The following is a 12655-nucleotide window of genomic DNA, read 5'->3' as shown; positions in this document are numbered from 1 at the left end:
TAACGGGTGCATAAGTAGATCACTATATAAACGGTTAAAGTAGTAAAATATTTGCGAAAGTTCTTCGCAATATTTTATGCCTTCTCCTCCCAAAGCTGTGCCAGATACACAATTGTCTGTACGGCCTTCTTCATATCCTGGATACTTACATACTCCTGCTTACTGTGAAGCGCCATTTCACCGGTAAAAATATTAGGACAAGGTAAGCCCATAAAAGACAGGCGGGAACCATCAGTACCGCCACGGATGCTCATCCTCAGCGGCTGTACATCCGCACGGCGCATAGCTTCCGCGGCATAAGCCGTAACCTCCGGATGATGTACCAGTACTTCCTTCATATTACGATACTGTTCCGTTACTTTCAACGTAGCCCGGGCGCCCGGATGCTTTGCCAATACCTTATCCATCACGCGACGCAGGTATGTTTCATGCGCTTCCAGTTGCGCCGTTTCAAAATCCCGGATAATAAAATCTATCTCCGTCTTTTCTACAGTGCCCTGTATACGAACCGGGTGAATAAAGCCTTCCCGGTCTTCCGTGGTTTCAGGAGAAAGACTGTCTTTCGGCAATGCATCTACGATTTCACCAGCTATTTTAATCGCGCTGACCAGCTTATCCTTCGCTGCACCGGGATGCGCGCTGATGCCATGTACCGTTATTTTTGCGCCATCGGCGGAAAAGTTCTCATCTTCCAGGGAACCCAGTTCTCCGCCATCCATGGTATAACCAAAGCTGGCACCCAGTTTCTTCATATCTACTTTTTCTACCCCACGGCCAACTTCCTCATCGGGTGTAAACAGGATGCGGATAGCCCCGTGCTTTACTTCCGGATGGGTAACCAGAAAGTGTGCTGCATCCATGATTTCCGCCACACCGGCTTTATCATCGGCGCCCAGCAATGTAGTGCCGCTGGCGGTAATGATATCATCCCCCTTTTTGCTGGCCAGGTAAGGATGCTCCTGGGGACGGATCACCACATTTTTATCATCGGGCAATACAATATCCCCCCCATCATATTGCCGGTGCACAATGGGTTTTACCCCAGTGCCACTGCTATCGGAAGAAGTGTCGACATGTGAACAGAAACAAATCACCGGCACCTGCTTATCCGTATTGGCAGGAAGGGTAGCGTATACATAACCATGTTCGTCTAATTCGGCATCTGTGATGCCCATTTCCAGTAATTCCTTTACCAGCAGGCGGGAAAGATCCTTCTGTTTTTCCGTGGTAGGAAAAGTGGAACTCAGTGGATCTGACTGCGTATCTATTTGCGCATAACGCATAAAGCGTGTATCGACTGTATATGAGTAATTTGTAAACATATTGCAAACGTAACGAAAATCACCTTCACACCTCCACCGTAGATTATTCTGTTTTACCACCGCTCATAATATTCATTTTAGTAATTTATTCTAAATAATTGCAAAATTTTAATACAAAAAACTGAATTTATGTTCACTATTCGAACAAATGACCAATAATAATAGGTTTGCATAGAATAAATACACGCTACATATGATCACCAACATTCCAGGCTACCCGAGAATAGGTAGCCAGCGCGAACTGAAAAAGGCCTGCGAAAGTTACTGGACCGGAAAAATTTCACTGGAACGGTTAGAACTAACGGCAAGGCAACTACGAAAAGAAAACTGGACCTTCCTGCAGGCAGCCGGTATTGATCTTATACCTTCCAACGACTTTTCTTACTACGACCAGATACTGGATATGTGTGTGACACTTGGTATCATACCGGCCCGCTTCCAGGCCCTGAGAGCCACTTTCGCCAATCCCAACTGTCCCGAGCTGTACTTTGCGCTCGCGCGGGGATACCAGAAAAATAATTTCGACATCACCGCCCTGGAAATGACCAAATGGTTCGATACTAACTATCACTACATGGTACCTGAATTTGAAGCTGCCCAGGAATACCAGCTATATCAACCTAAATGTGTCGCCGAATTCAAAGAAGCCCTCAGCCTTGGCATTACCACCAAACCAGTGCTGCCAGGGCCGGTAACATTAATGTTGTGCGGGAAAATAAAAGATGCGGAGCTGAGTTATCCGCAATTGCTCGAAAAACTGCTGCCGGTGTATATCCAACTCCTGGAAGCCTTACAGCAGGCTGGCGCCACCTGGGTACAACTCGATGAACCCTTCCTGGTGACAGACCTCGACCCCGCTGTGAGCGACCTTTATCATCGCGCCTATAGCGCTATCCGCCAGGCATTGCCCCGGCTCAACGTACTCCTCACTACCTATTTCGGCGCCCTGGAAGATAATGCGGTACTGGCTTTACAATTGCCGGTAAAAGCGCTGCACATCGACCTGGTACGCGCCCCGGAACAACTGGATACCATCTTGCCCGCTCTCCCGGAAGATAAGTGGTTATCCCTCGGCGTAGTAGACGGACGTAATATCTGGAAAAACGATTACACCCAATCCCTCACGCTCATTGAAAAGGCTGTCAACAAAATAGGAACAGAACGCCTGCTGCTGGGCACCTCCTGTTCCCTTCTGCATGTGCCCTATAATCTCGACCTGGAAACCGCAATGGAGCCGGGTATCAGGCAATGGATGGCCTTTGCCCAGCAGAAAGTGTCAGAGGTAATGGACCTGAAACAAATAGCAGCCGGCGATCTATCATCTCTCGCGGATAACCAAAGCGCCATGATCAGCCGTAAAACATCTGCGGCTATTCATATCCCTGCGGTGAAAGCCAGGATAGCCGATATTCGCAGCGTAGACATGCAACGCCACAGTATCTTCCCACACCGGCAGGTATTGCAGCAATCGGTGTTACAGCTTCCCCTGTTTCCTACCACCACTATCGGCTCTTTCCCACAAACCACGGAAATCAGGCAGCTGCGCGCCGATCTAAAAAAAGGCGTTATCACAGAAGAAACCTACCAGGCCGATATCCGTCAGGCCATCACGGAAACCATTTACCGTCAGGAAAGCCTGGGCCTGGATGTATTGGTACATGGCGAGTTTGAACGAAATGATATGGTGGAATATTTCGGGGAACAACTGGATGGATTTGTATTTACACAAAACGGCTGGGTACAGAGCTATGGCTCCCGCTGTGTAAAACCTCCCATTATTTTTGGCGATGTACAACGCCCCGCGCCTATGACTGTGGCCTGGAGCCGCTATGCCCAATCGCTCACCTCCAAACCAGTGAAAGGAATGCTTACCGGGCCCATTACCATTCTGCAATGGTCATTTGTACGGAATGATCAACCCCGTATGCAGACTGCCTTTCAGTTGGCGCTGGCGATCCGGGATGAAGTGAAAGACCTCGAAGATGCCGGCATTAACATCATCCAGGTCGACGAACCCGCCCTGCGGGAAGGACTTCCGCTGCGCAAAGCCCAACGCGCCGCTTACCTCGAAAAGGCGGTAAAAGCCTTCCGGCTGGCTGTCAGCACCGTAGACGACGCCACCCAGATTCATACGCATATGTGCTATGCTGAATTCAATGATATCATTGAACATATCGCCGCTATGGACGCAGATGTGATCACCATCGAAACTTCCCGCTCACAAATGGAACTGCTGGAAGCTTTTGCTCACTTCTCCTATCCAAATGAAACAGGGCCGGGTGTATATGATATTCATTCGCCAAGGGTACCTACCGTGGCGGAAATGGAAGGATTATTGGATAAAGCGGCGCAATTGCTCCCCGTGCGTAATATTTGGGTAAACCCCGACTGTGGATTAAAAACCAGGAAATGGCCGGAAACAGAACAGGCATTGCTCAATATGGTGGTAGCGGCCAGGAATATGCGAAGCAAAAAGGAAAAAGCTTCGTAAATTGGTGAATGCCATGTCATGAAACAGTTACCTGCCCGCGATGCTATCGCGACTTTGAATGCCGCGTAGGCACTATTCTTCGCTGTCAATGCCAGGAAGTGCCGTTAACTGAAGATGAGCTGGACTTCATCCGGCAGCAATATCATGGATGTCTTTGCGCCGACTGTTTACGCGAAATGAAAATAGTATTTTCGGAATCCCCACATTAACGGGCATAAAAAAAGCCGGATACAGCGGCCATCCGCTGTATCCGGCCAACAAAAATTTTAATATTAAACGATTTCTACCAGTTCCAGGTCGAAAATCAGGTCTTCGCCCGCCAGCGCATGGTTAGCATCCAAGGTAATGTAAGTATCGCCGATAGCAGCTACTTTTACCTGGAATACCTGGCCCTGTGGGTTGCTCATCTGCAATTCCATGCCCACCTCAGGATTCAGATCAGCTGGAATGTTTTCCTTAGGGAAATCCATGATCATTTCATCGCTCTTAGGACCATATGCCTGATCAACAGGGATATGAATGGTCTTTTTGTCTCCCACTTTCATGTCGAGCACACCATTCTCAAAACCTTTGATAACCATACCGGCGCCTACCTTGAATTCAAGTGGAGCTCTACCTTCGGAGGAATCAAAAGTAGTTCCATTCGTTAAACGGCCATGGTAATGCACTTTCACGGTATCCCCGTTTTTAACAGCTTGCATAAAAATTAGTTATTTAGTGTTAATAATTACGCGCAAGATACGAAAAGCTGCTATAATCCCTATTTTTTGATACAGTCAATAAAACCTTTACCGTATCTTAACAACATGAACCGTATATATCTTATCTGTATCCTCCTTGCAGGCCTTTTCAGGGAAACTTCCGCTCAATACGCGGATCATATATTACCAGGCGCTACACAAACAGCCCGCTACCTCCCATTATTGAAAAACAAACGGGTAGCTATGTTGGTCAATCAAACAGCTACCATCGACCATACCCACCTGGTAGATTCCCTGTTGAAACTGCATATAAAAATTCAGAAGATATTCAGCCCGGAACATGGCTTCCGTGGCAATGCCGGTCACGGCGAAACAGTAGCCAACAGCATTGATTCTGCTACCGGTATTCCCATCGTTTCCCTGTACGGACAACATCGCAAAGCTACGGCCGCCGATCTGAAAGATGTGGATATCCTGTTGTTTGACATACAGGATGTAGGCACCCGCTTCTTCACCTATATTTCTTCCCTGCAGGAACTAATGGAATCTGCTGCTGAAAACAAGAAGACACTGGTGATACTCGATCGCCCCAATCCTAACGGCGACTATGTAGATGGCCCCATTCTTGATACCGCCTACCGCTCTTTCATAGGCATGCAACCCATTCCAATTGTACATGGCATGACAGTAGGAGAGTACGCCCGGATGCTCAACGGTGAGCATATGCTGAGCAAAGGCCTGCACTGTGATATCAAAGTAATTCCTTGCGAAAATTATAGCCACCAAACTTTTTACCGCGTACCCATTAAGCCTTCTCCCAATTTACCCAACATGGCGGCTATCAACCTTTATTCATCCCTCTGTTTTTTTGAAGGAACAACCCTCAGCCTCGGACGTGGCACCGACAAGCCTTTCCAGGTATATGGCTCCCCCCTGCTGCCTGATAAAGGTTTTTCCTTTATTCCCCGTGCCAGCGCCACCAATCCTACCCCGGTGCTGAAAGATCAGCGTTGCTATGGTGTGGACCTGAGCAATGCGCCGGAAACAGTACCACACCTGGGCCGCAAAATTGAATTAAAATGGCTGCTCGACGCTTATCGCGCCTACCCGGATAAAAGTAAATTCTTTATCCCTTTCTTCAGTAAAGTGGCCGGCAATACACAATTGCAGCAACAAATCATCAAGGGAATGTCAGAAACCGATATCCGTAAAAGCTGGGAGCCAGGCCTCGCCAAATTCAAAATAACACGCGCAAAATACTTATTGTACTAAACGTATCATTCGGCTAAACCTCTTTATTTTTGCACCCTATGAATAAAGATCTCCGTATTGTTTTTATGGGTACGCCCGACTTCGCCGTGGCGTCGCTGGATATATTGGTGCAGAACGGTTTTAATATAGTAGGCGTTGTCACTGCGCCCGATAAGCCTGCTGGCAGAGGTTTACAGCTGCATGAAAGCGCCGTAAAGCAGTATGCTGTCAGCAAAGGGTTACCAGTTTTACAACCTGAAAAATTGAAAAGTCCTGATTTCATTGCTGCCCTGCGCGACTTAAAAGCAGACTTGCAGGTAGTGGTAGCTTTTCGCATGCTGCCGGAAATGGTGTGGAATATGCCCCCGGAAGGCACTATCAACGTGCATGCTTCCCTGCTGCCCAATTACCGCGGCGCAGCTCCCATTAACTGGGCAATTATCAACGGAGAAAAAGAATCCGGCGTTACCACCTTCAAACTGCAGCATGAGATCGATACCGGCGATATCCTCTTCAGTGACACGGTAGCCATCCGCGAAGATGAAACCGCAGGTGAATTACATGATGCACTGATGCATACCGGCGCCACCTTGCTGCTGAAAACTGTACAGGCTATCGCCGCTGATAATATAGCCGGAACGCCACAGGCACATATTCCCGCAGCAGCCATTAAACACGCACCTAAAATTTTCAAGGATACCTGCCAGATCAACTGGCAACAACCGCTTAACAGCATCTATAACCTGGTACGCGGCCTCAGTCCTTATCCCGCAGCCTGGACGGTTTTCCAGGGAAAAAATCTCAAAATATACAAAGCGCATAAAGAGCATACCATACCTTCCAAATCACCGGGAGCATTTGAAACGGATCAAAAAACATATGTAAAAATTGCGGCGCCGGATGGATACCTCTACCTGGATGAAATTCAACTGGAAGGCAAAAAGAAAATGGATATTGAAGCATTTCTGAGAGGCTATCGATTTTAGAGCGGAAAGCATAAAGCGTAAAGCAAAAAGCTATTGAGGCGAATGATCAAAGCGATTTTAAATATTCGCTAAGTTCATTCGCCTCAATAGCTTTTTGCTTTACGCTTTATGCTTTCCGCTCTTTATTAATTCTCGTAACTCAACTCGCAATAAAACCGGGTTTCATTGCTGCCCAATGCCTGCATAGCACTGTCGCTCAACTTAATAATCAGGCCAGCATTGGATTTCATCTGTGGAATAACGTCCAGTACCTTAGCATATACCGCTTTACCATTCAGTGGGTTGGTTACCTTGATAATGGTGCCACGTGGCGCTGTATTGTGCAGGGCATAATACTTGCCCACGGCATTGCTTTTAAACCAGGTGCCAGGGCCTTTTTCGGTAGATGCTTTCTTACCGCCATTTGTTTGCTGTTCGTATAACTGTTCAAAGTCAGTATTGGTGCTAACAGCAACAGGTTTGGACGCCGCTGGCGCCGGAGCTGGAGCAATAGTGGCATCTGTTACCGGGCGTGAAGTTTCTTCTTTCTTCACCATTTCCTTCGTCTGTTTTACGGGCGCTGGCGCAGGTGTGGGCTCGTCCTCCGTTTTAGTAGCCGCTGTTTCCGTTACAGGAGGTGCTGCTTTCTCTTTTACTTTTTCTACTTTAGGAGCTACTTCTACAGCTGCTCCACTGCCAGCTTTCACGTAGCCGACGATAACGTAGCTGTCTTTCTTCAACCCATCTCCGGAAAACCCATTCCATTGGCGGATATTGTCCAGTGGTACCTTGTTGTAGTTGACGCTTACCCGGTATAAAGTTTCCTTTTCAGTTACTTTGTGATATACCGGTGTACCGCTGGCATCTGCCTTCTGGGAGAAGTTGGCGGCGGTAAGCGGGATATGGAGGGTACGTCCAAGCTGTAATCCCTGCTCCATCGTTACTTTATTGGCAGCGGCAATTTCTTTGGGAGGAATTCCATATGCCCGGCTAAGGCTATAGAAGTTTTCTCCTTTCTTTACTACATGGGATATGTAAAGAGACGGCGAGGTACCCTGTACCTGCAGCGTGTCCTGCGCCTGCACCACTCCTGCACTTACACCAAACAAGGCGATTGATAACATCAATTTTATCATACTAAACTCTGTTTATGATTGATCTTTTGCCTGCTGCTCAGGATATTTTTGCTTCCTACAAAAGCTGGAAACCCAAGTATACCATTGCAGCATCAAAAATCTGAAAAATTCATTTGCTGATTCGGGCAACGAATATATGTGTTAAAATCGACAATTTTACTTACTACACCAAACGAACAAAGATCTCTTTTGTTGTAGTAGCCGGCACCTTTTAACATTCCTTTCAAACACTCGTTGGCATTACATTTCCCGTTGACATAAACCGCGGTATATGCGTTCCTCATTATCCATTAATCTCCTTCAAAATCCGCAACTCCTTCGGGTAATAATTGTTCATGCGGTTAGGTAAAAACTTGGCCCATCCCAGGTGCATTCCCTCATAGCTCACCAACGCCCAACCGCGTATATCGGTGGTTACACCCGGATCTTCCTTACGCAGGTATAACAATGCCTGTTGCAAATTAAGTGACACCGCAGGTAATATTTCGGCCAGTATCGTGCTTGCCGCCAGCTGGTGATCGGGTATTAACTCTTTCTGTCCTAACTGCCCGGCTTTAACGCCCGCTTTGCGAATATACAATTGTTGCTGCAACATTGTAATGTCTGTTGCCAACAAAGGAGGTAAAATCAATACTTCGTCCTGGTGCAGGAAATACTGCCAGGAAGCCGGCATATTCACCCAGGGTGCTACCAGTTCCCGTTGCCGGGCGGTAATCGCTACCTGCTTAGCCTCTTTCTGTCTGCGTATAAACTGACTGCTCCCCTTTTTACGGAAGCAGGCAATAAAAAAACCTTCTCCCTTTAATAAATCGGGATAAAAACGGTAACCGGTACAATTTCGTTTAGTCGTTACCGTTGGTATAATCTGCCAGGCTGCATCCAGGGGAATGGTAATATTCTCCAGCTCAAAATGATCCGCCAGCCAGTCCAGTATCACTTCATCTTCTTCTGCAGAAAAAGAGCAGGTAGAATAGATGATGACCCCATCTTCCTTTACGGCAGGTAATATATCTGCCAGGATTCTTTGCTGACGCTGGCTACAGAGCGTTACATTTTCAGGAGACCACTCCGATACCAGCTCTGGATCACGGCGAAATAAACCGGAACCGGAACAGGGAGCATCTACCACTACCAAGTCGAAATACCCCGGTAAACGCGAAAAGTCACGTGGATCGTTGTTGCTGACCACAACATTGGCGGCGCCCCACCTGGTGAGATTATCCGCCAGCAAGGCTGCCCGCGGCTTTATTACTTCATTGGCTACCAGCAAACTATCTTCGCTGATCAGCGATTGCAACAGCGTGGACTTCCCGCCCGGTGCAGCGCATAAATCCAGTACCTTCAGCGGCGCCGACAGATCTACCGTAGCGCGTACCGCCTGCTCCAGGAACATGGAAGATGCCTCCTGCACATAATAGGCGCCCGCATGAAAATAAGGATCGAAGGTAAAAGAAGGCCTGGCAGGCAGGTAATAGCCTTCGTTGCTCCAAGGCACTCTTTGTACTCCGTTGGCCGACAAAGCCTGCAGCACCTGCTGCGCACGTTCGGGGGTAGTTATTTTAAGAGGATTGAGGCGCAGTGAAGTAATCTTTTCAGCCGCAGCATGTACTCGTTCAAATGTTTCCCGGTTATAGCCCGGAAGTCCCGCTAACGAATCAAGCAGGGCAGCTGGTAAATGACTGGACAAAGGAATTTTTTCCGCAAAAATAATGAAAATGAAGATTTTGTGCAGGTTGAGGAGAAATAGCGGCTATACTTCTTTGATGGCAGCCAGCAACTCCTGCAATACCTTTTTGGCATCGCCAAACAGCATCGATGTTTTAGGCTGGAAGAAAAGATCATTTTCGATACCGGCATATCCGGGTTTCATGCTACGTTTATTTACGATCACCACCTTTGCCTGCTCTACTTCCAGTATAGGCATCCCGTAGATAGGGCTGGCCGGATCGTTTTTAGCGGCAGGATTCACCACATCGTTGGCGCCTAATACCAGTACCACATCGGTGGTGGGGAACTCGGTATTGGCATCTTCCATCTCCAGTAATTTCTCGTAAGGTACATCAGCTTCGGCCAGCAACACGTTCATATGCCCGGGCATGCGCCCTGCTACCGGGTGAATGGCATATTTTACTTCCACCCCTCTTTCTCCCAGCTGCTTTTCCAGCTCATGACAGGCGTGCTGGGCTTGCGCTACGGCTAATCCGTATCCCGGCACAATGATTACTTTATTGGCATAGGCCATGACCACGGCCGCATCATTTAAACTGATTTCCTTATAATTACCCTGGTCTTTGCTGCCGCCCGCAGCAGCGGCGGCGGCGCCACCAAAGGAGCCGATCAGCACGTTCTTCAGCGAACGATTCATGGCCTTACACATCAGGATAGTCAGGATAGTACCGGCAGAGCCCACCAGGATTCCCCCGGTAAGCATTACTGGATTATTGTATAAAAATCCACCACAGGCAGCGGCTACGCCAGTAAAGGAGTTTAAAAGAGAGATAACCACCGGCATGTCTGCACCACCGATGGGTAATACAAAGAGAATGCCGTAGAACAGGGCCAGCGCCAGTACAATATAAAATACCACCAGGCTGGTGGCAGTAGCTCCTACTCCCAGTACCAGCCAAACAAACAGGCCTATAATGACAACCAGCACACCCAGGTTCAGTATATGCTGGCCATTAAACGAAAAGTCTTTGATTTTCCCCGCCAGCTTGCCCCAGGCGATAATACTACCAGCACAGGAAATAGCACCTATAACCAGGCTTAGGAGGATAATGGCTACCATACCGCCGGTGGTGGCCCCGGAAGCCACCAGGTGATTAAACTCTACAATGGATATCAATGCCGCACAGGCGCCCCCCATGCCATTAAACATACTCACCATTTCCGGCATAGCCGTCATTTTCACTTTTTTGGCAGATAACACGCCAATGACCCCACCGATGAGCAAACCGGTAAAAATCCAGCCATAATTGTGCAGGGGAACGTCATCTACTTTATAAAGGAAGATAGTGCCCAGGATAGCGAGCGTCATGCCGGCAGCCGCCACCAGGTTACCTTTGCGGGCAGTATCCGGTTTACTTAGCATTTTCAGTCCCAGGATAAATGTAACAGAGCCGACCAGGTAGATAATTGATAAAATGCTGGATCCCATAATGAATAGTACTTAAAGCCGTTAGCCTCCTGTCTTTGGCTGTTAGTAAATGCAGCGCCACCAGTATCACTTCAGCTACAGCATTGGCTAAAATGCTGCACACAAGCGCCAATCCGTTTGCTATTTCTTTTTTCCTTTAAACATTTCCAGCATACGATCCGTTACCACGAAACCTCCTACCACGTTGATAGTACCCAGTATTACTGCCAGGAAACCAATAATCAATGCCAGGTAATTATCCGCTTCTGCTTTCCCCATCACAATGATAGCACCGATGATGACTACGCCATGAATGGCATTGGCGCCGCTCATCAGGGGCGTATGCAATACAGACGGCACCCTGGAGATGACTTCTACTCCCAGGAAGATAGACAGGATAACGATATAAATCAGATCGATATGCTGATGCAAAAACGATAAAATATATTCCATACTGAACGGATGTTTACGGTCCTGACAATTATGCCGGTTGCATCATACTTTTCACACGATCGTTCACTATTTCTCCATTATGTGTGATACAGGCACCCTTTACGATATCATCTTCAAAATTCAGGTGCAGTGCTCCTTCCTTGGTCAGCAAGAGTTTCAGGAAATTGAACACATTCTTTGCATATAGTTTACTGGCATCAGCTGGCATGGTGGCAGCCAGGTTGGAATTACCGATAATGGTAACGCCTTTGTAATGCACTGTTTCATTGTTCCTGGTAACGGAGGTATTGCCGCCGGTAGCTGCCGCCAGGTCGATAATTACGGCGCCGGCACGCATCCGGTTCAGCATGTCGCTGCTAACCAGTATAGGGGCTGCTTTGCCGGGTATCTGTGCCGTGGTGATCACAATATCGGCTTTGGCAATGCTTTCGGCAATTCGTTGCTGTTGCTGTTGTTTATAGCTTTCGCTTTGTTCTACTGCATATCCCCCGGCGCCGGAGGCGTCTGCGGCGCCCTCCACCTCCACGAATTTTGCACCCAGGCTCATCACTTCCTCTTTCACGGCCGGCCTGGTATCAAATACCTCCACCACTGCGCCCAGCCGGCGGGCCGTGGCAATGGCCTGCAAACCAGCTACGCCGGCACCCAGTATCAATACCTTGGCCGGAGCAATGCTGCCTGCTGCTGTCATAAACATGGGGAAATAACGGGAATAGCTATACGCCGCCAGCAATACCGCCTTATAGCCGGCAATATTGGCCTGAGAACTGAGCACATCCATTACCTGCGCCCGGGTAGTCCGGGGAATGGTATCCAGGCTGAAGGCCGTAATATTCCGGGAAGCCCAGTACTCTACCTCGCTAACGCGATACAATGGCTGTAAAATACCTGTAATAATTTTGCCGGGAGGGATCTGGTCTATCCATTCGCGGGAAGGAGCCTGCAGGGTAAAGATAATATCTGCACCGGCGAGTATAGCTTCCCCGGTTTTAACCAGTGCCCCCGCCTGCATATAGGCGTCATCGTTATAAAATGCACTATCGCCGGCACCCTGTTCCACCCACACGGTCACCGACATTTGCTGCAGTTGCTTTACTACTTCGGGCGTTAGCGACACCCTGGTTTCGCCGTTTTTTTCCTTTAAAATTCCTGCAATCATCTGGTGGAAATTTATAATGGAATTTAAAGAAAAAACGGCAA

11 protein-coding genes are annotated in these 12655 nt (G+C 48.2%); 4 read left to right on the top strand and 7 right to left on the bottom strand.

Annotated elements, in window-relative coordinates:
- Positions 1–74: 74 nt before the first annotated feature.
- Complete coding sequence (gene pepT / locus HGH90_RS24710; protein ID WP_168766390.1) at positions 75–1322, bottom strand: peptidase T; 1248 nt, start codon at positions 1320–1322, stop codon at positions 75–77.
- A 193-nt stretch (positions 1323–1515) separates the two neighbouring features.
- Between pepT and metE the strand changes: the two genes are divergently transcribed.
- Both metE and HGH90_RS24700 read left to right on the top strand, forming a co-directional pair.
- Positions 1516–3813, top strand: coding sequence for a 5-methyltetrahydropteroyltriglutamate--homocysteine S-methyltransferase (gene metE, locus HGH90_RS24705; protein ID WP_168766389.1), 2298 nt, complete (start codon positions 1516–1518; stop codon positions 3811–3813).
- An 8-nt stretch (positions 3814–3821) separates the two neighbouring features.
- On the top strand, positions 3822–4022 hold the full coding sequence (locus HGH90_RS24700) for a cysteine-rich CWC family protein (RefSeq protein WP_168766388.1): 201 nt from the start codon (positions 3822–3824) through the stop codon (positions 4020–4022).
- A gap of 63 nt (positions 4023–4085) precedes the next feature.
- On the opposite strand, the gene HGH90_RS24695 is transcribed toward HGH90_RS24700, so the two are convergent.
- Positions 4086–4514, bottom strand: a complete 429-nt coding sequence (locus HGH90_RS24695; RefSeq protein ID WP_145671860.1) for a peptidylprolyl isomerase — start codon at positions 4512–4514, stop codon at positions 4086–4088.
- Positions 4515–4619: 105 nt separating this feature from the next.
- Between HGH90_RS24695 and HGH90_RS24690 the strand changes: the two genes are divergently transcribed.
- Together HGH90_RS24690 and fmt are read left to right on the top strand one after the other, a co-directional pair.
- Entirely contained in the window at positions 4620–5786 is a 1167-nt protein-coding gene (locus HGH90_RS24690; protein WP_169192092.1) for an exo-beta-N-acetylmuramidase NamZ domain-containing protein, read from the top strand.
- Between the two features lie 38 nt (positions 5787–5824).
- Entirely contained in the window at positions 5825–6751 is a 927-nt protein-coding gene (fmt, locus tag HGH90_RS24685) for a methionyl-tRNA formyltransferase (RefSeq protein WP_248277056.1), read from the top strand.
- Between the two features lie 125 nt (positions 6752–6876).
- Here the strand turns inward: fmt and HGH90_RS24680 are convergent, their stop codons facing one another.
- The 5 genes from HGH90_RS24680 to HGH90_RS24660 all read right to left on the bottom strand — a co-directional run bounded on the left by HGH90_RS24680 (position 6877) and on the right by HGH90_RS24660 (position 12614).
- Complete coding sequence (locus tag HGH90_RS24680) at positions 6877–7866, bottom strand: LysM peptidoglycan-binding domain-containing protein (protein ID WP_169192091.1); 990 nt, start codon at positions 7864–7866, stop codon at positions 6877–6879.
- A gap of 283 nt (positions 7867–8149) precedes the next feature.
- Positions 8150–9553, bottom strand: a complete 1404-nt coding sequence (locus HGH90_RS24675; RefSeq protein WP_169192090.1) for a methyltransferase RsmF C-terminal domain-like protein — start codon at positions 9551–9553, stop codon at positions 8150–8152.
- 63 nt (positions 9554–9616) lie between these two features.
- Positions 9617–11023: an NAD(P)(+) transhydrogenase (Re/Si-specific) subunit beta gene (locus HGH90_RS24670; RefSeq protein ID WP_169192089.1), complete on the bottom strand. Its 1407-nt coding sequence runs from the start codon at positions 11021–11023 to the stop codon at positions 9617–9619.
- Between the two features lie 120 nt (positions 11024–11143).
- Positions 11144–11455, bottom strand: a complete 312-nt coding sequence (locus tag HGH90_RS24665; protein WP_168766383.1) for an NAD(P) transhydrogenase subunit alpha — start codon at positions 11453–11455, stop codon at positions 11144–11146.
- 28 nt (positions 11456–11483) lie between these two features.
- Positions 11484–12614: a Re/Si-specific NAD(P)(+) transhydrogenase subunit alpha gene (locus HGH90_RS24660; protein WP_169192088.1), complete on the bottom strand. Its 1131-nt coding sequence runs from the start codon at positions 12612–12614 to the stop codon at positions 11484–11486.
- Positions 12615–12655: the final 41 nt, after the last annotated feature.

It is taken from the genome of Chitinophaga sp. Ak27 (assembly GCF_012726295.1).
Lineage (GTDB): Bacteria > Bacteroidota > Bacteroidia > Chitinophagales > Chitinophagaceae > Chitinophaga.
The sequence above is the reverse complement of the archived record's forward strand: the minus strand, read 5'-3'. Positions and strand labels throughout refer to the sequence as shown.